Raw genomic sequence first — 20,284 nt, 5'->3', positions numbered from 1 at the left:
AAACGCGAAAAAAACAACTACAAATCACCAAAATCACTAAAAAATACTACAAAATTAACTCAAAATTCACCACATGTGGCACAATTGAGTACACAAGATACTTACGCAATACTGATGCTATGTATGCGTGTATGCAACCGGAGGAAACTTTGAAAATCGCGATTTTTACTGAAACATATCCACCATACATTAATGGCGTTGCAACACAGTCTTACATGCTCAAGAAAATGTATGAGGAGCTTGGTCATGAAGTGCTGGTTGTAACAGTCGGCTCTGAAAAACAGCGTAAAACTAAGCTTGAAGACGGCGTCGTCTATGTTCCTGGCATCTTATTGAAAAAGCTTTATAAATATCGCGTAGCACTTCCAATTGGCAATATGCGTAAAAAATTCCCGCTCAACTTTAAGCCAGATGTTATTCATATCCAAAATGAATTCGGTATTGGTGAAATCGGCTTGGAAGTGGCTAAGAAGGAGCATATTCCTGTTATTTACACACTTCACACAGAGTACGATAAATTCCTGTTTTACATTGGTTTGAAGCATTTTACTGAGTTCTCACGCAATCTTTCGGCGAAATATTTTATGCGTTTCTCAAAGAATGCCACAATTATTACAAGTATGTCTGCTAAGGCGCAAGCTTATATCGACCGTCAGAAGGTTGATAAAAAAGTTGTTGTACTGAACAATGCAGTAGAATATAAGCAATTCTTACCTACCCTAGAACGTCTTGCCTTCCGTAAAGCTTTCCGCGAAAAATATGGTGTTTCGGACTCAACTAAGCTGTTCGTGTTCGTTGGCAGAATTGGTGCTGAAAAAAATATTGCAGAACTGATTGATAACTTTATGTATTGTGATTTTCCTCGAGAAAAAGCACGATTATTTGTGATTGGCGGCGGTCCGGATTTAGAGTCGTTGCGCGAACGCGTATCTTCTAACGGGTTTGACGATAGAATTTACTTGCTCGGACCAATTGCACATACTGAAATACCAAAGTATTTGCATGCAATGGACTACTACACTACTGCCTCACTTTCCGAGATGCATTCGCTTTCCATGCTTGAAGCAATGGCTTCCGGCTTGTTTGCACTGGTAAAACATGATTTACCGAATGAAAACCAGATTATTAGTGGTCAAAACGGGTATCAGTGGGATACTCGTGAAGATTTTAAGACTGTTTTTAGTAAAGTTTTAAATATGAGCGAAGCTGAGCAGGCGCAGCTTAAGAAGAATGTACTTGAGTATTCAAAGAATAATGATTTTAAGAGTCAAGCGCAAGAATTGCTGAAAATTTACGAGCGCGCAATTGAAATGAATAAAGAAGATCTTGCTAAGAAAAAGACGGAGCGTGATGCTCGATACGCACGGTTTATGCTCAAAAAGAGCGAGAACAACAATGACTAAACTTGCGCTATTTGTAGCAAAGGCTTTAAACAACAATGCCGCTTGCTGACAGCGTTCTCGTAGCTGTGCAATACTGTTCCTGCTGATGACGAGCATCCGACTTGCAGTCGCACTTCTGCACACGCTGCACCAAACTAAATCACAACTACCAATGCCAACTAAAACTAAACAAAACTGCAGAAATCGTCAATTAATTTTCAACTAATTCTTAACTAATTCTCAACGCTTCTACTCGAGTGTTCCTAAATGATGCTGCGTTGCATCAGCACTCGCGTCATCAAACTCCCCTGCATCGGCCGCATCTACCAGAGCAAGTGCAGCGTCCACCAAATCTGGTCGCAACGCATCCAGCCAGTGAATACGCGCATCTCTACCAAACCAGCCCATCTGCTTGCGAGCAAGTCGCTTCGTCTTTTGCGCAATATCCGCAAAAGCCTCATCCTCACTCCAAACGCCGTCTAAATAATCTATAATCTGTTGATATCCGAGCGCGCGAGCAGCAGTCACGCCTAATCGTCCACGGATTGCACGCACTTCGTCCACAAACCCCTGTTCTCGCATTAATTGCGTCCGTAATTCCACGCGTTGATCTAAATCTTCACGCTGTAAATCCAAACCAATTTGCACACAATCGATCACATACTTGTACTGTGGAAGCGTTGCAGAATAAGGCTTACCAGTAAGTTCAATCACTTCAAGCGCTCGAATAGTGCGTCGAGGGTTGCGAGCATCCATATGAGCTGCCGCCACAGGATCTTTCTGCCGCAACTCTGCAAATAGCGCATCAGCCCCCTCTTTGTGCTCTCGTTCTTCTAAAGCCGCACGAATAGTCGCATCTGTACCCGGGAATGTAATATCGTCCACAGCGGCGCGCGCATACAATCCCGAACCGCCAACTAAAATCGGTCTCACTCCGCGTGACTGCAAATCATGAATGCATTGTCGCGCTAATGTTTGAAAGCGCGCGACTGTCATTGTTTCTTCCGGATCAATAATGTCAAGTAAGTGATGTGGTACTGCTGCCTGCTCTTTAGCACTCGCTTTCGCTGTGCCAATGTCCATATGCCTGTACATTTGGTATGCATCTGCGTTGATGATTTCCGCACATACACCGCGTTCATGTAATCTTTTTGATAAAGCAATACCGAGACTTGTTTTGCCAGAAGCCGTAGGTCCTACGATTGATATCACCTTCGGTACGTGATGATACTTATTTTCGATCACAATATGCTCCTCGGATTCGCACGCAAACTTACGGTGTAGTACATAGCGTTATAGAGTTACTGTTACCAGTGCTACAGTATCGCTAGTATCGCTATTCTACCGCTATATTATCGACACATACCCCTTTCCTGAACGTTTCATAAAACATTTCGTAAAACATTTCGTAAAAAGCTAACCAAAATATTGTGTAAAAGAAATGTTTGCCGCAATATAGTCGATGCAATGGTGAGTTTAAAAAATCACGCATATACGTTACTGAGCAGTGTCGCGAGTATGATAGAAAAATGTGATACTTGATCGTCATAACCGTGTAAACGCAGCAGAGCTGTACGCTCGTCTTCATAGTAACGAAACAATGAACGAAGCAAACAGCAACAATACAACCAATACCCATAATAACACTGAGCATCATTGTCCTCAGTGTGGTAAAAGTAATGCGCCAACACTGCCGGAAGATCAAATCGACGAATTTGTGAACATGATGCAAGTGTACGAAGGCGCGATGTACGAAATCAGCACGAAGCTTGAGATTCTTGACAGTGAGTTTCAAGTTCGTTTTTCGCATGATCCGATTCATCATATGGAACGTCGCTTAAAATCTGTACACTCGATTTTTGAAAAGTTACAGCGTCGTCATCTCGACATTTCTACTCGTTCTATACGGGACAATCTTTTCGATGTTGCAGGCATCCGCGTTATCTGTAACTACCGCGATGACGTGTATTCTGTAGCACAATATCTTTCTAAGCAAACCGATATCCAAGTATTGCAAGTTAAGGATTACATTAAAAATCCTAAGCAAAATGGATATCGCAGTTTACATGTGATTTATGCTGTGCCAGTATTTTTGTCATCAGGAGCACACTACACGCCAGTCGAAGTGCAGTTCCGCACAATTGCAATGGATTATTGGGCTAGCTTGGAGCATGCTTTGCGATATAAGGCCGGTTTGCCAGATGCTAAGTTAGCTGAGCATTCGCAAACTTTGCTTGACTGTGCACGTAGCTTGCAAAATATTGAAGCGCAAATGCAAGGTATTCATCGCGACATTAACGGCGCTCCTCGTGTTGAAGAAGCACCAAATAGCAGAGTGTAAGATTATAAGATATAGCTCAACTGTATGGCAGGTGTTTATGCAAACATGCTTTGCATAAACACCTTTTTACGAGTGCGTTTGTTTGGCACAAATGTAGTAAATTATGGTACTATTTTTAGTATTTTTTAAGATATATTAGTTAGAATATTGTGAGAACGTTGTCTTGACAGCGTTTTATTTCATTGCTGTTAAGGAGAAACAATGGCAAACTTTACACAAGATTATTACAGGAGCAGCACTCCTGAAATCGTCGATACTCAAGCCACATATGCTTTTGAAGAAGCAAAAAGGGTTTCAGTAAGCCGCACTTACGGAGAAATGACGCTCGGGCTTATCGTTACTGCACTTGTTGCAATGCTTACGCAAACTACGGATTTATTCTCTCAGTTTATGATTGCAACTCACGGCTGGGGTTGGATTTTACTTATCGGCGCACAAATTGTTATATCTATTTTCATGGGCACTCGCATTATGAAAATGAGCACTACCACTGCACGCGTTCTGTTTTATGCTTATTCAGCATTAACTGGATTTACACTGAGCACTATTTTTATGGCGTTTAGCCTTGGTTCGATTGCTCTCGTGTTTGCATTAACTGCTGGATTCTTCCTTTGCTTGACGATGCTTGCGCTTACTACAAAAAAGGATTTGCTTAAAGCAGGACCAATTCTTATGGTTGCGCTCGTTGTATTAGTTATTACACAAGTTATTTTAATGTTTGTGGCTCCTGGTGCAGGAGTATTACGAATTGTTGCGGCTATTGGAGTTCTTATTTTTGCTGGTTTAACTGCCTACGATGCGCAAGCAACTCGCTCACTCCTTGAGCAGTATGCAAATCAGCCAGAAATGGTGAAGAAGCTGTCGATTTTCTGCGCTTTCCAGCTTTATTTGGACTTCATTAACATGTTCATTTATCTCCTACAATTGCTTGGAGATAGTAGAGATTAGTAGTTCTGATTTTCTAAACACAAAAACCCTGCTGATTCGTTCGGCAGGGTTTTTCTATTATGCGCTCAAGCAGGCGCTTTGACCGAGCTTGAAATCAATGGGATTTCAAGCTCCTTCAAAACGTGATTTGGCTCAATTGTGAAGCACAGTGTGCTTAACGCTCGCGCGGGTAACGCGCTCGCTACTGAGCTCAAGTTGAAAGCACACCGTGCTTTCAACTTGAGCAAGCTCAGCGAATCGAAGTGACTTCTCGCGCATTATGCAGCTCGAAGTTGTCGATTCGCAAATCAGCCGAACGGCTATGCCGTGAGGAATAAGCGCGAAAGCAGGTCGTCAGCGCACACCAGTCACAACCTAGTTCCTAAGTATCACCACACGATTCTGCCCTGCCTTCGTCAATCGAGACGAAGGCAGACCTCGCTTGCGTTGAAAGCACACCGTGCTTTCAACCCTAAGCAAGCTCGGCGCTCCGAATTGCCTTCGCGCGCGCTACGCTTTATGCGCTCAAGCAGGTCGTCGCGCACGAAACAACAAAAGACCCCACGAGTTTCCTCGCGGGGTCTTTGTTAAGCCTTAGCTAATACTTTCAGTTAAGAAAATACTAGGCAAGAATCTTGGTCACACGACCAGAACCAACGGTACGGCCACCTTCACGAACTGCGAAGGTCAAGCCCTCTTCCATTGCGATGGCCTGGATCAACTCAACAGTGAATGTTGCGTGATCGCCAGGCTGAACCATCTCAACGCCTTCTGGCAAGGTGATAACGCCGGTGACGTCGGTGGTGCGGAAGTAGAACTGTGGACGGTAGTTGGAGAAGAACGGCGAGTGACGGCCACCTTCGTCCTTGGTCAAGACGTAAACTTCGCCTTCGAACTTGGTGTGTGGGGTCACAGAACCTGGAGCAGCCACAACCTGGCCACGCTCAACGTCGGTACGGGTGATACCACGGAGAAGAAGACCAGTGTTATCGCCAGCTTCGGCCTCATCCATCTGCTTGTGGAAGGTCTCGATGGAGGTAACGGTGGTGGTCTGGGTGTCACGCAAACCAACAATCTCAACTGGGGTGTTGATTGGGAGCTTACCACGCTCAACACGACCGGTAACAACGGTACCACGACCGGAGATGGTGAACACATCCTCGATTGGCATCAAGAATGGCTTATCAAGATCGTGAGTTGGGGTTGGGATGTACTCGTCAACAGCCTTCATGAGTTCCTTGACGGTCTCTACCCACTTGTCGTGATCTGGAGCGTCATCGTGCAAAGCACCGTAAGCAGAGGTGCGGATGACTGGGCAGTCGCGATCGAAGCCGTTTTCTTCGAGGAGGTCACGGACCTCTTCTTCAACGAGGTCGATAAGCTCTTCGTCGTCAACCATATCGCACTTGTTCAAAGCAACGAGGATTTTCGGAACGCCGACCTGCTTAGCAAGCAACACGTGCTCGCGAGTCTGAGCCATAGGACCATCGGTAGCAGCAACCACGAGGATTGCGCCATCCATCTGAGCAGCACCGGTGATCATGTTCTTCACGTAATCAGCGTGGCCTGGAGCGTCCACGTGAGCGTAGTGACGTGCTTCAGTCTGATACTCGATGTGTGCGATGTTGATGGTAATACCGCGTTCCTTCTCTTCTGGAGCGGCATCAATCTGATCGAAGTCATACTGAGGGTTCAGATCAGGATATTCGCTGTGCAGCACCTTAGAAATAGCCGCGGTCAGGGTAGTCTTACCGTGATCAACGTGACCAATGGTACCAATGTTAACATGCGGCTTAGTACGCTCGTACTTTTCCTTTGCCATGTGTTTGTCCTCCTGGACGTCTCGTAGTTTGCCTCACACATATATGTGAAGCCTTCACGCTACATATTACTGGGTTTCTGGGTTAGGTGCCACTTCGGTGCCAGAACCCAGTCAACGTAGGAAATTTTAGCGTTGACCGGGGACAGAAAACACCGAAGTAGCGTGCGCTTTATTCGCCGCGCTGAGCCTTAATAATCTCGTCCGAAACAGCCTTTGGAACTTCCGCGTAAGAGTCCATCTGCATGGTGAACATTGCGCGACCCTGAGTCTTGGAACGAAGGTCACCAATGTAACCGAACATTTCACTCAGCGGCACCTTAGCGTCGATAACTTTCACACCGGTTGCATCAGTCATAGACTGAATGCTACCGCGGCGAGAGTTCAAATCGCCCATGACATCGCCCATATACTCTTCTGGAGTACGGACTTCGACTGCCATAATCGGTTCGAGAATTACCGGATTAGCCTTTGGAGCAGCTTCCTTGAAGCACATGGAACCTGCAATCTTGAAGGCCATTTCCGAAGAATCAACATCGTGAGTCTGACCGTCGGTGACGGTTGCCTTAACACCCACAACTGGGAAGCCTGCTAATACACCGGATTCCATAGCTTCTTGCACACCTGCGTCGATAGAAGGAATGAATTCCTTGGTAATGTGACCACCAGTAACTTCGTTGAAGAACTGGTAAGTTTCGCCGGATTCTGTGTCGAGAGGTTCAAAGTTCATCAAAACCTTTGCGAACTGACCAGAACCACCAGTCTGCTTCTTGTGAGTGTATTCCTGGTTCATAACAGCCTTACGAATCGTCTCACGATAAGCAACCTGTGGCTTACCAACGTTCGCTTCAACCTTGAACTCACGGCGCATACGATCAACGATAATGTCAAGCTGAAGCTCGCCCATACCGGAAATCAAAGTCTGACCGGATTCTTCATCAGTCTTAACCTGGAATGTAGGATCCTCGTCAGAAAGCTTAGCCAAAGCCAAGCTCATCTTTTCCTGATCAGCCTTCGTCTTTGGTTCCACAGCCACCTCGATAACAGGATCTGGGAAGGTCATGGATTCCAAGGAGATTGGGTTCTTTTCGTCGCACAAAGTATCACCAGTGCTGACGTTCTTCAAACCAACGAAGGTGTAGATGTTACCAGCTTCAGCAGAATCTACAGGATTTTCCTTATCAGCATGCATCTGGAAGATCTTACCAACGCGTTCCTTCTTGGACTTCGTGGAATCGTACACAGAATCGCCTGGCTTAACTTCGCCAGAGTAAACGCGCACGAACACGAGCTTGCCGTAGAACGGATGGGTGGAAATCTTAAAGACCAATGCTGCGAATGGATCGGTGTTCACTGGCTTGCGGTCGATTTCAACGGATTCGTCGCCTGGCTTGAAGCCCTTAATGGATGGAACATCCTCTGGGCTTGGAAGGAAGTCAACAACAGCATCCAGCATTGGCTGAACACCCTTATCCTTGAATGCAGAACCGCAAGTTACTGGGAATGCCTTACGCTCGATAGTAAGCTTACGAATACCAGCGCGCATTTCTTCTTCAGTAAGTTCGCCAGATTCGAGATACTTCTCAACCAAATCATCGTCAGCTTCAGCAACTTGATCCATAAGCTCTGCACGATATTCTTCAGCACGCTCCTGCAAATCAGCAGGAATGTCAACGGTGTCGTAGTGAGCACCCATATCGTCCTTAACGTCGTTCCAGACGTAAGCCTTCATACGAATCAAGTCAACAACACCGATGAAATCGTTTTCAGCGCCGATTGGAAGCTGAATAACGAGTGGGGTTGCGCCGAGCTTCTCTTTGATGGTCTTGACGGAGTAGTAGAAGTCTGCGCCAAGCTTATCCATCTTGTTAATGAAGCAAATACGTGGAACACTATACTTATCTGCCTGACGCCACACGGTCTCAGACTGAGGTTCCACGCCTTCCTTACCATCGAAGACTGCTACTGCACCATCGAGAACACGCAGGGAACGCTCCACCTCAGCGGTGAAGTCCACGTGGCCTGGGGTATCGATGATGTTGATCTGATAGCGGTCATCAACATCATGAGTCTGACGCTTCCAGAAGCAGGTGGTTGCAGCAGACTGAATAGTAATACCGCGTTCCTGCTCCTGAGCCATGAAGTCCATGGTAGAAGCGCCATCGTGAGTTTCACCAATCTTGTAATTCTTACCAGTGTAGTAAAGAATACGCTCGGTGGTAGTAGTTTTACCAGCATCAATGTGCGCCATGATGCCGATATTACGAACCATATTCAGGTCGTTAAGCACATCTTGTGCCATAATTTTATCCTTAGCTCTTTAAGATACCGATTATCTTGTGGATTACCAGCGATAGTGAGCAAAAGCCTTGTTTGCTTCTGCCATCTTGTGGGTATCCTCGCGGCGCTTCACAGAAGCACCCAAGCCATTGGAGGCATCGAGAATTTCGTTAGCCAAACGCTCAGCCATGGTCTTCTCACGACGAAGGCGGGAGAAGTCAGTAAGCCAGCGCAGGGACAAAGTGTTTGCACGAGCAGGCTTAACGTCAACTGGCACCTGATAGGTTGCACCACCGACGCGGCGGGAACGAACCTCAAGGCTTGGACGAATGTTATCAAGAGCGCGCTTCAAAACAGAAACTGGCTCCTGCTCGGTCTTAGCTTTCACCTGCTCAAGAGCGGTGTAGACGATGTTTTCTGCAATGGACTTCTTGCCATCGAGAAGAATTTTGTTAATCAACTGAGCCACGACGGTCGAGCCGTAGATTGGATCAGGAAGCAGCTGATGCTTTTTTGCAGGTCCTTTACGTGACATGTTTTACTTCGCCTTCTTTGCTCCATACAGGGAACGACCCTGCTTGCGGTCCTTAACACCCTGGGTATCAAGCGCGCCACGCACGATGTGGTAACGCACACCTGGGAGATCCTTCACACGGCCACCACGCACGAGCACGATGGAGTGCTCCTGCAAGTTATGACCTTCGCCTGGAATATAGGCGGTTACTTCAATACCTGAGCTGAGGCGCACACGAGCAACCTTACGAAGCGCAGAGTTTGGCTTCTTAGGAGTGGTAGTGTACACACGGGTGCACACGCCACGACGCAACGGGCTACCTTTCAAGGCCAAAGTCTTTGACTTCTTCGGCTTGGCCTGACGTCCCTTACGGACGAGTTGTTCAATCGTAGGCAACTTAAGTTCTCCGATTCATTACTATGTTCTATTTGGTGAAACCGCCACACTGCAGCACACCTTAACGCACGAATCGGTTAAAGAGTAAAAGCCACAGTCCACCGGCCCGATGGCCCTTGCACCTCCAGCCACACATTACTGCGCGCTATCTTTGGCACTTGGGATATCCCAACCCGCACGCCTATTACATAAGGCACGCCGTTGGCACACACGAGTTACTATTATACACCAAAGCTTGACAATATTATTATTGAAGCAAATAACAAAGCTCACACTACTTAAGAATCGGTCGCACAGGAGCTGAAACATCCAGACGTTGCTTATTACCAATCTTGCTAGAATCATCAATAATTTTAGCAACAATAGCTTTTTTTAACTCAAGCTGTGAAGCATTACCCCACACAATAGTTCGCTTTACACCACCAAGCTCAGTTTCAACGGAATCCTGCGTTTTTGCACTCACCTTTGTAATGCGCGAACGCAACGATTCTGGCAGCGAACTTACGATTTTTACAGCTTCTAGCACAGCACAATTATTCAAACTGCGCTGTACATCAACTACTTCAATTACTGGTATGCCTTGCGTAGAGGCGTGCGCTACAGAATTCAGCACACGACCTTTAGCATCAACAGCAGTAAGCATAGTATTATCAGATGTTTTCAACATTGCTGCAGGACGTTGCGCATGCACTGTAACATGCAAGCTATGAGGAAAATCTTTTACGACCTTCGCCTCAGTAACGCCAGGAATGTCGTTAAGCTGGTTGATTACTTCTTGAGAGGATACTAAGAACAGCGATTTGTTCACTTGGGTTGAAGCGATTGATGCAATCTTTTCTTCACTCACCCACTCGTTAGAGCCAGCAACACTAATATCATCAGCAGTCAGCCGGAACAGAGGCGAGAAAAAGAGCAGCCAAGCCATAATCGATATGGTGACAATAACAAGCAGTATAGCAATCAGTCGACGAAGCGTAAAATGCAAATAAGCAGACTTACGTTCTTTTAAACGTTCACGAAAATCAACGATATGAGGACGAGTCATCATACCAAAAGAACCAGTTTTTTGACTCAAAGTTTTTTTCACAAAATCAAGCCCAGGCAAACTTCGCGCATCTACAAACTTATCTTGATGCTGTTCATGATGATTATGAACAATATGCATTTGCGTTGTACGCTGACTCATTATGTGACTATGAGCACGCTGCGATTTACGTAATGATGCGGCGGAACGAGGCTGAGCAATATGAGTATTAGTAGTATGCGATTTGAATATGCGTGATGCAATATTACGCGATTTCGCATTACTTTTTTCAGTAACGCGAGATTTCGTGCTATCAGATTGCGCACTCCGAGGTTTTGAGCTCAAAGATTTTGCTGTACGAGACTTTGCTGTACGAGACTTTGCTGTACGAGATTTTGCAGTACGAACTAAATTAAGGCTGGAAACGGTACGATGATGCGAATTATCTGCAGCAGTATCATTCGATTTACTTACTACTACGCGACTCATACCGTTACCTTTCGTAGCAACCTTTTTACAATTTACGTTACCAATATACTCATAGTGACTGCATGCAGTATGGGCAATATAACACGTATACACAACGTATATACATTGCTATTTACAATGCTTCAAGCATAACAGATGTCATAGCAGTAACACTTCCAGCACCAACAGTAAGAAGAACATCTCCAGCTTTTGCACGCGCGGTCAATTTCAATGCAGCTTCACGCATATCGTCAATCGCTTCAATGTTTATATTAAGATTTTGCGATTTTGCAGCGTCCACAAGAGTTTCTGCATGAATATTTGGAAAATCTTCCTGCTTTTCGCGAGCAGGAAAAATTCCCGTAACGATTACGTCGTCTGCTAAAGCCAGCGCTTGTGCAAATTCGCGAGAAAATGCACGAGTGCGCGAGAATAAATGTGGTTGGAAGAGAACACGCAGTTTTGCTGAAGGATACCGTCTACGCGCAGCATGAAGCAGAGCTGCTATTTCAGTTGGATGATGCGCATAATCATCCACCACCGTTACGCCATTCACACAACCACGAATATCAAAACGTCGAGAAGCACCACGGAAACTTTCAGCACCGCGCGCAGCATCCTGCGGATTCATTCCAAGCAATACTGCAGCAATAATAGCAGCGGACGCATTACGCGCATTGTGCAAACCTGGAATAAGTAACTTTACTAGCACACGAGATTCAGCATCAGCAGTTACCATACTTTGAGGCAAAACTAGCGTAAATACTTCTCGCCCACTGCCAGCCTGCTCACTTTCATGCATGATTTCAGCGAACTTTGCTAAAGTTTGCACACGATCGCTAGTTTTCGCACGCCATGAATCAGCATCACCATACGCGATTGTTGTACGTAAAATCGAATCTGGTAATGCTTCGAGTACTTTTCGAGCACCTTCATCGTCTGCGCATATTATTACGTGATGGAGAGCGTGACTTACATGCTCAACAAAAGCTTCGCGGTAATGTTCACTCGAACCGTAATGATCAAGATGATCAGCTTCTGCATTTGTTACGATTGCAATACTTGGGTGATATTTTTCAAAACTGCCATCGGATTCATCTGCTTCAGCAACCATAATGTTGCCTTTTCCTGCATGACCACCGTCAAGAACTGTGCCGTCTGCTGCTTGTATTGAGCCACCAATAGCATAACTTGGATCAGCTAAAGTACCAGTACCAGTAGTGGTTAATATATGCGCAAGAAGCGAACTGGTGGTTGTTTTTCCGTGTGCGCCAGCAACAGTAACTCCAGTTTTTGCAGCAAGTAATAATGCGAGAATATCGCTGCGATGCACTAACTTTATACCGTGCTCGTATGCTGCCACAATTTCTGGATTTGTTGGTTTGATTGCGCTTGAGTATACAAGCACATTTGCATGCTCAACATGCGAAGCATTTTGCCCAATTGCTACTTCAATACCTAATGCTTCTAAACGTTGAGTGTGATCATTGGCTTCGCGGTCGCATCCGCTAACACTTACACCTTCTTCGTGAAGCATTTCTGCTAGAACACTCATACCAGCACCGCCGATGCCAATAAAATGTACTCGCCCTAATTTGGATATAGTTTGTGAAGTATCAAATGCGAATTTTACCGGGTTTAAATCAATATTATTAAGCGATAAAGTTGTATTGCTATGAAGATTCGTCATTACTTTCTGCTTTCTGTTGCGATTTCAAGAATACGCTGTGCCATAACGTCTGCAGCGTTACGAATACCGTAGTTCCATGCTTGCTTACGCATAGCTTGTAACTGTTGCTTATTTTGCAATAATGACAGACCTTCGTTGCACAACCATTGAGCATGAAAATCAGCGTCGTTTATCATGATGGCTCCACCAGCCTGAACTACCGGTGCTGCATTAAAACGTTGCTCACCATTACCAATAGGCAACGGCACATATACAGCCGGTAAACCAAGTGCGGAAATTTCAGCAACAGTTCCAGCTCCAGCACGACAAATAACTAAATCCGCACAAGCAAAAGCCCAGTCAATACGCTCTAAATATTCTGCAATATGATAATCACCTAATCCAGCATGATTTGGATGAATATCGTTTATTTGTGATTCTCCAACATTTTTTGCAACTATACTCCGCACTTCTTCCGCTTTTGCGCGACCAGTTAAATGTATGACTTGCGCATGCTGCAAAATTTCTTTAGAAGCTTGAGCTACAGCCAGATTAATGCTTTTTGCTCCTAAAGAACCGCCAGTTACAAGAATAATTGGACGGCGAAAATCGAGACCAAGCTGGCGAGCACCTTCAATTCGAGCTGAACTATAATCCTGCTCAAACTGTTCGCACAACTTTGCAATAGCGGAACGCAACGGTAACCCAACGCGTTCAGCTTCTATTCCTTCACTTGTACGCAAACCTGTATGCTCATACACTGTTCCAATTGCTGTAGCCCAATGCGCGCCTAAACGATTTGCCATACCCGCTTTTGCATTTTGCTCATGAATAACAATGGGAATATGTTGTGCATGCGCCTGAGTGTATACAGGAGCGGCAGCATAGCCGCCAAATCCAACAACAATATCTGCTTTACGCTGAGCTAAAATACTGCGCACTTTACGTTTTTCACGAATCCAACGAAATGGAAATGTAAGCGCGTCTTTATTCAGCTTACGAGGAAACGGTACTTTTTCTATAGTATCAAGTTCATAACCTGCTGCTGGCACCAGATCTTTTTCCAATCCAACAGCTGTACCAATAACACTGACGTGTGCTTGTGTTTCCTGTTTCCTCAACGCATCTGCAACAGCCAGTAATGGATTAACATGACCTGCAGTTCCCCCTCCTGCAAGCACTATATGCACTTCTTGATGATGAGCACTCTTAGCATCCATTGTTACCCCCTATGTTTACCTGTACTATCTTGACATTACTACGCAAACACGGCAAAATCACTACTATTTTGCTGCAGTCAGCCGTGGATTAGCGCGCATTAAACCGTCCGCTACACCAACTGCAACTAGGCACATCACCAGCGAAGATCCGCCAGCAGATACAAACGGCATTGGTACACCCATTACTGGCAGCAATTGCACAACTACCATAATATTCACTAAGCCTTGTCCTACAATCCACGTAGCAATACACATTAATGCGATAGAAATAAATTTTGATTCTGTTTGCAATGCTGAAGCTAATATGCACCATCCGATGATGATGTACAGCAGAATTACTGCAGAAGCAACTAAAAATCCCATTTCTTCACCAATAATAGCGAAAATAAAATCATTATGAGCGTATGGCAAATAATTCCACTTTTCTCGAGAATTACCTATACCAACACCGAGTAAACCACCGGAAGCCATAGCGTATTGCGCGTGGATTGCTTGGAAGCACACCCCTTTGGCTGCTTTTGCATCACAACCATGCAAGGTAGCAAGAATACGTCGCATACGATTTTGACTAGTTAATACAAGCAACGCAACCATAATGCTGGCAACAATCATACCCGTTATTAACCAGCGCGTAGGGAAACCACCAAGATAAAACGCTATAAGAGCAATAAGAATAATAATAAGAGCAGTACCAAGATCCTTACCGGCAATAACAAGCAGCAACGATATGCCAAGACCCACAGCTACCGGAATATAAGCGCGCATGCGTACGCGTTCATACGCTCGTTTTGCAGCAAGAAGCCCTATTGGTAGCCAAATACAAAGAGCAAGTTTAGTAATTTCTGCAGGCTGTAAAGTAATAGGACCAAATGCAATCCAACCAGCGTTACCATTAACTTCTCGACGTAAACCTGGTACAAATGTGAGGAACTGTGCTACCGCAGAAACGGTATAAATAATAGCAACATACCTGCGATAATATGTAACAGGCACACGAGAAGCGAATATGTATCCAATCATGCCCAAAATGCAATATAGCGTTTGGTTTATGCCTTGGCCCCAAGGTGCTACACCGTATGTAATCATGGTGACAGACGAGCTAGAAAACACCATAAATAAGCCAAAAATCGATAAAACAATAACCGATACCCGCATACCGTATAAGCACCATAGTGGATTAGTCACACTACGCCAACCAATATACTGCTTAAATACAGACTCTTGCGCTTGTTGTAAAGAAGATTGCGAAGACGAATCTTTTTTCGTTGCAAAGATATGAGCAAAAGTACGAAATAGATTTACGCGACGATACAACGTAGCAGGTTGCTGAGCAGACTTAGTAGACTTAGCAGGCTGAGTAGGCTGAGTAGATTGACTGGTAGGTTTAGGTGCTTCTGCCGGTTTCATCGGCGTATCAGTGCCTGCATGAGTACGAGTTGATTTTTTAAACGACCTATTTACAAAAGTCCGCATGGAATTTACCCGCTGTTTACGAGTATTGCTTGACTTGGAAGTATTGTCTTGGCGAATGGAGTCAGTATCAGCCTCAATATGATCGTGAATCATAACTTCTGACACTTTATGCCCTAGCGAAAGTAACCCCTGCTTGAGCTTCTTACTATTGAATACCATGATTACGTACCCATCGTTGAGATTCTTGAGCAAAGCGATTGCCACGATCAGCATATGAAACAAATTGATCCATAGAAGCACATGCTGGAGCAAGCAGCACAATATCACCAGGTTTAGCATAGCTGCCAGCAGCTTCTATAGTTTGACGCATAACAGCTTCACCAAATGAAGAATCAGCATTCATAAGCGAACGGTCCTCAACTTGCGCACACACCAAATCATCCACACTGCTATACGATTGCGCAGACGAACCATCAGGAGCAACAAGTGTTACTGGCAAATTCGGCGCCTGCGAGTGAAGAGCTTCAACAATAGGGCGCTGATCTACACCAATAACTACTGCAGCCTTCATCACATGACGCTGACGCGCTACCAAATCTTCAAAATGACCACCTTTAGCTAACCCACCAGCAATCCAAACAACTGAATTATTAGCAAAACTTGCTAAAGATGCAGCAGCAGCATGCGCATTAGTTGCTTTAGAATCATCAACAAATCGAATACTATGCGAAGGATTACAATCTTGAGCCGGCAAAGTTGCAACAGTTTGAATTCGATGCCCGCCTGGAGCAAACTCACATAAAGCACGAACTGCAGCATCCACATTCCCAGTTAAGCCAAGAGCCAACGCTAAAGCAGTAAGCGCATCAGCTAGTAGATGCGGATATACTGTGCCATCAGGTTCACATAAATGCTGCAAATCACGCAAAGCAACAATACGCTTCAACGTGCCAGGAAAACCGCCAGCAACACCACTGTTGTCAACAATCCAGCCATCCTGTACGCCAATTTCACCATCTTGAGGCTCTTCTAACGTAAAACCAATCTTTTTACAACCATCAGCTACTGTTGCTGCAGCAGCCAACGAGCTTACACGCGCATCCTGCGCATTATAAACTAAAGCTTTACGAACATTATGAAATACTTTTGACTTGTCACGAGCATACGCTTCCATACCGCCATGCCAATCCAAATGGTCGGCAGCAATATTGGTAATAGCAGCACAATCGAGTGCTAACGAATCAGTAAAATGTAACTGGAAAGAACTTAATTCAACGCATAAAGCATCATGACGAGCTTCTAAAGCTGCGCGAGAAACAGATTTACCAATATTACCTACTGCCGGAGCATCCAAACCGCAAGCCGTAAGCATCGCAGAAGTCATTTCAGTAGTAGAAGTTTTACCATTCGTACCAGTAATACCAACCCAAGAAGCAGGATGATTTGTGCGCTGAGAAGGCACACGCAACCGCCATGCTAATTCAACTTCACTCATTACTGGAATATGATGCGCTGAAGCTTCTTGCAAAAATGGTGTACGCGGATTAAATACCGGAGAAGTCACCACAGCATCAATAGCAGACCAATCGATAGCAGAAAAATCATGAATATCAGCTTCAGGCTTATGCTCATCAACTGTGAGAAAATCAACACCAACCGCACGCAGCACGTCAACTGCACCACGACCAGAAACACCAAGACCAGCTACTAGCACGCGTCGGAACGGAAATACACGATTACGCGCACACAGCTGCGATGAAATAGATGCATCATGATTCATAACAGTATTCATACTGAAACCTTCCGATTAGTTACCATGTTCACAATGCTGCATGCGGCACTGCTTGCGTTATAGTATTATTTCTTTTTTCAAGCATATGAATATTTGCCGTACTCATTACGCTCAGCATGCGTCAAGTCAGATTAAATAAGTAAACCTGAACGTCCAGCCCAATCAGCATAAAACATCATAAGCGCAGAAAGCACAAACATGAGCTCAATCATCCAGAAACGCACAACAACCTTCGTTTCCGTCCAACCAAGCAATTCAAAATGATGATGAATAGGAGCCATTTTGAAAACGCGCTTATGAGTAGCTTTAAAGAAGCCAACTTGTATAACATCACTAGCTGCTTCCATAACGAATAATCCGCCCAAAATTACTGCCAAAAATTCTGTATGCGTAGCAATAGAAAGCGCCGCAAATAAGCCTCCCAATGCTAAAGAACCAGTATCGCCCATAAACACTTGCGCAGGATTAGAGTTAAACCACAAGAATCCAAAGCAAGCAACAGCAGCACACACAGCAATAATCGATAAATCAAGAGGATCAGAAACAGCATAAGAGAAACCAAAATGACCGCCACCACGCACATGATAGCTTTCCCAAAAAGCAATCAACGCATAACCAGCAAAAGCAATCATCGAAGATCCTGCAGCTAAACCATCAAGACCATCAGTCAAATTTACAGCATTAGACCATGCAGCAATAAGAAAATTCACCCAAACAATAAATACAACAATACCCACGCCTCTACCAAGCATTGAAAAATCAAAGAACGGTCGCTCGATAAAACTCATACCTGCCTGTGCGCTCGCAATACCAGATTGTGTCGGTAACAATAATGCAAGAAGCGCATAAATGCTAGCAAAAATAATCTGACCCATAAATTTAGCATGCACAGAAAGACCCAAATTCTGCTTTTTACGAACTTTAGCAAAATCATCAATAAAACCAAGCAAACCCATAGAGAGCATAGCAAATAACACCAGCACAGCAGACCAAGAAGGCGTACGACCTACAGACAAGTAGCGGTATAACGCTGAAGCAGCCCAACCTGTTACAACTGCAAGATTAATAACCACTCCACCCATGGTTGGTGTGCCACGTTTAACGAGATGAGATTGTGGACCATCCTGACGAATGTACTGACCGTAGTGCAAACGATGCACCAAACGAATAAGCAAAGGCGTGCCAACAATCGTCACTACGAGTGACACCACAATTCCTACAATAAGCGCAATCACCGCTTAAACCTCCGTTTACTGTTTCGTTTGCTTTGTTATTTTGCTTTATTATTTTGTACTATTATTCTTTTATGGTATGTTTCGTAAACATACTTACATGTTCATTGTGAACAGTGAGAGTGCGCATCATCTGAAAGTTTTTTCCAACACTCAGCTAACACGCTTAATCCTGAAGCATGTGAACCTTTCAATAACACAACACTACTCGAATGACCAGCCACAAGTTTCCAAACACATGCATCAGCTTCATCCGCACTGTGCACCCAATGTACTGCATGAATAGCTGAAAGTTGCTTATGCTGCCACGAGCTTTGTGCACCTCGAGCAATACATTGAGCTAATCTATCTAATTCAGCATCCGTTTGAGAACCAACTGCTACAACCGCATCAACAGTCGATTGAGCAGCATACTCACCAATATCCGTATGCAATTCATCTTCATTACTGCCAAGCTCAAGCATTGAACCAAGTACAGCAATGCGGAAAAGACTATGCACTTGCCTATCTGCAGTATGCTCGTATGCACATAAACCGTCAATACCGGCCTTCATAGAATCAGGATTAGCATTAAACGAATCATCGATAAGCGTGAACTGTTCATCACCATGCGATACCGTGCTTAATTGCATACGATGAGGACTAATATGCGAAACTTCGCCCAATACCGCAGCAATAGTTGATAAAGTCACACCTAAAGATCGAGCAACATTCGCTGCAGCAAGCGCATTCATAACATTGTGTTCACCTTGTATAGCAAGATGAACTTGAGTTGCATGAATACAATCAGAAGATACGCGTTCTGTAAGAGTAAACATCGCTTTTCCAAAGGAATCTAACGATACATCACTTGCTAACAATTGATATTCATCTTGACGCGCTGATTCAAGCATCTTATGGTTAACATTTCGACCAAACCAGCGCACATGCTTATTCTCAACAAGATGAGCCATTGCAGCAACGCGAGCATCGTCAGCATTCAACACAGCTACACCATGAGGCACAAGTCCTCGCACAATTTCACTTTTTGCTTGTGCAATGCGCTCAACTGAACCAAATTCACCTAAATGCGCAACGCCAACCTTCAACACTACGGCAAGATCCGGCGGAGCAATACGCGTTAAATTAGCAATCTCACCAACATGGTTAGCACCCATTTCAGCTATCAAAAATCGAGTCTTACTCCCCACTTGCAACGCTGTAAGTGGCAATCCAATATTATTATTGAACGAACCAACTGGAGCAACAGTTTCACCCACTGTACTCAACAAAGCGTGCAACATATCTTTGGTTGTTGTTTTACCAACAGAACCAGTAATACCGATAATAGTAAATGGTTGTTCTAATGCGCGACGACGTTCCAAATTATGCTTGGCAAGAAGCCCTAATGCTTCAACAGAATCAGACACTACAATCTGAGGAAACTCAACACCCTCAACTACATGCTCAACAATAGCTGTCACAGCACCTGCTTGTTCCGCACGCTGAACGTAATCATGACCATCTACATGCTCACCAGCAATAGCAACAAAAACAGCACCATGACGCACTTGCCGAGAATCACTACAAGCTGATGTAACAACAATTTCAGCAACACCAGTATCAGCAACCGCATGACTACTATTGTTATTACTAACTGTGCCGCGTACTGCAACAGCAATTTCATGAACTGTCATCGGCATCATATTCGCGTGCGAAACCTTTTCATGATTATTCGCACACGAAACTTCACAACTCATAACATCCTCCAAAAAATAATTATTCATAACATCCACAATTGTCACAGCACCATCATCACATAACGCAA

Annotated in this window: 15 protein-coding genes; 3 read left to right on the top strand and 12 right to left on the bottom strand. The window is 44.6% G+C overall.

Annotated features, from left to right (window positions below):
- Nucleotides 1-131 precede the first annotated feature (131 nt).
- Nucleotides 132-1,403 (top strand): glycosyltransferase, encoded by a 1,272-nt coding sequence (locus tag HXT28_RS00765; protein ID WP_422113497.1) that lies wholly within the window; start codon nucleotides 132-134, stop codon nucleotides 1,401-1,403.
- Between the two features lie 228 nt (nucleotides 1,404-1,631).
- On the opposite strand, the gene miaA is transcribed toward HXT28_RS00765, so the two are convergent.
- Nucleotides 1,632-2,627 (bottom strand): tRNA (adenosine(37)-N6)-dimethylallyltransferase MiaA, encoded by a 996-nt coding sequence (gene miaA, locus HXT28_RS00760; protein ID WP_422113496.1) that lies wholly within the window; start codon nucleotides 2,625-2,627, stop codon nucleotides 1,632-1,634.
- Nucleotides 2,628-2,913: 286 nt separating this feature from the next.
- Between miaA and HXT28_RS00755 the strand changes: the two genes are divergently transcribed.
- Nucleotides 2,914-3,723, top strand: coding sequence for a GTP pyrophosphokinase (locus HXT28_RS00755; RefSeq protein ID WP_064347141.1), 810 nt, complete (start codon nucleotides 2,914-2,916; stop codon nucleotides 3,721-3,723).
- 201 nt (nucleotides 3,724-3,924) lie between these two features.
- A complete protein-coding gene (locus HXT28_RS00750) occupies nucleotides 3,925-4,671 on the top strand; it encodes a Bax inhibitor-1/YccA family protein (RefSeq protein ID WP_422113495.1) in 747 nt (248 codons plus the stop codon).
- A gap of 601 nt (nucleotides 4,672-5,272) precedes the next feature.
- Here the strand turns inward: HXT28_RS00750 and tuf are convergent.
- The 11 genes from tuf to HXT28_RS00695 form a co-directional block, all read right to left on the bottom strand.
- On the bottom strand, nucleotides 5,273-6,472 hold the full coding sequence (gene tuf / locus HXT28_RS00745; RefSeq protein WP_422113494.1) for an elongation factor Tu: 1,200 nt from the start codon (nucleotides 6,470-6,472) through the stop codon (nucleotides 5,273-5,275).
- A gap of 169 nt (nucleotides 6,473-6,641) precedes the next feature.
- A complete protein-coding gene (gene fusA / locus HXT28_RS00740; RefSeq protein WP_016637092.1) occupies nucleotides 6,642-8,771 on the bottom strand; it encodes an elongation factor G in 2,130 nt (709 codons plus the stop codon).
- 42 nt (nucleotides 8,772-8,813) lie between these two features.
- Complete coding sequence (gene rpsG / locus HXT28_RS00735) at nucleotides 8,814-9,284, bottom strand: 30S ribosomal protein S7 (protein WP_016637091.1); 471 nt, start codon at nucleotides 9,282-9,284, stop codon at nucleotides 8,814-8,816.
- Between the two features lie 3 nt (nucleotides 9,285-9,287).
- Nucleotides 9,288-9,659 carry a 30S ribosomal protein S12 gene (gene rpsL / locus HXT28_RS00730; RefSeq protein WP_003813881.1) on the bottom strand — a complete coding sequence of 124 codons (372 nt, stop codon included), beginning with the start codon at nucleotides 9,657-9,659 and terminating at the stop codon, nucleotides 9,288-9,290.
- A gap of 274 nt (nucleotides 9,660-9,933) precedes the next feature.
- Nucleotides 9,934-11,172, bottom strand: coding sequence for a cell division protein FtsQ/DivIB (locus tag HXT28_RS00725; RefSeq protein ID WP_422113493.1), 1,239 nt, complete (start codon nucleotides 11,170-11,172; stop codon nucleotides 9,934-9,936).
- Between the two features lie 112 nt (nucleotides 11,173-11,284).
- On the bottom strand, nucleotides 11,285-12,841 hold the full coding sequence (murC, locus tag HXT28_RS00720; protein ID WP_016637089.1) for a UDP-N-acetylmuramate--L-alanine ligase: 1,557 nt from the start codon (nucleotides 12,839-12,841) through the stop codon (nucleotides 11,285-11,287).
- Entirely contained in the window at nucleotides 12,841-14,040 is a 1,200-nt protein-coding gene (locus HXT28_RS00715) for a UDP-N-acetylglucosamine--N-acetylmuramyl-(pentapeptide) pyrophosphoryl-undecaprenol N-acetylglucosamine transferase (protein ID WP_016637088.1), read from the bottom strand. The genes murC and HXT28_RS00715 overlap by 1 nt, the downstream gene beginning before the upstream one ends.
- A 63-nt stretch (nucleotides 14,041-14,103) precedes the next feature.
- On the bottom strand, nucleotides 14,104-15,672 hold the full coding sequence (locus HXT28_RS00710) for a peptidoglycan glycosyltransferase FtsW (protein WP_422113675.1): 1,569 nt from the start codon (nucleotides 15,670-15,672) through the stop codon (nucleotides 14,104-14,106).
- On the bottom strand, nucleotides 15,659-17,245 hold the full coding sequence (murD, locus tag HXT28_RS00705) for a UDP-N-acetylmuramoyl-L-alanine--D-glutamate ligase (protein WP_422113492.1): 1,587 nt from the start codon (nucleotides 17,243-17,245) through the stop codon (nucleotides 15,659-15,661). Before murD ends, HXT28_RS00710 begins: the two co-directional genes overlap by 14 nt.
- Before the next feature lie 131 nt (nucleotides 17,246-17,376).
- Nucleotides 17,377-18,480 (bottom strand): phospho-N-acetylmuramoyl-pentapeptide-transferase, encoded by a 1,104-nt coding sequence (gene mraY / locus HXT28_RS00700; protein ID WP_016637085.1) that lies wholly within the window; start codon nucleotides 18,478-18,480, stop codon nucleotides 17,377-17,379.
- A gap of 101 nt (nucleotides 18,481-18,581) precedes the next feature.
- Nucleotides 18,582-20,216, bottom strand: a complete 1,635-nt coding sequence (locus HXT28_RS00695; RefSeq protein ID WP_422113674.1) for a UDP-N-acetylmuramoyl-tripeptide--D-alanyl-D-alanine ligase — start codon at nucleotides 20,214-20,216, stop codon at nucleotides 18,582-18,584.
- Between the last annotated feature and the right edge of the window lie 68 nt (nucleotides 20,217-20,284).

Origin of the sequence: Gardnerella washingtoni (genome assembly GCF_049262705.1) — a bacterium.
In the GTDB taxonomy this organism is placed as follows: Bacteria; Actinomycetota; Actinomycetes; order Actinomycetales; family Bifidobacteriaceae; genus Bifidobacterium; species Bifidobacterium vaginale_D.
The sequence above is the reverse complement of the archived record's forward strand: the minus strand, read 5'-3'. Positions and strand labels throughout refer to the sequence as shown.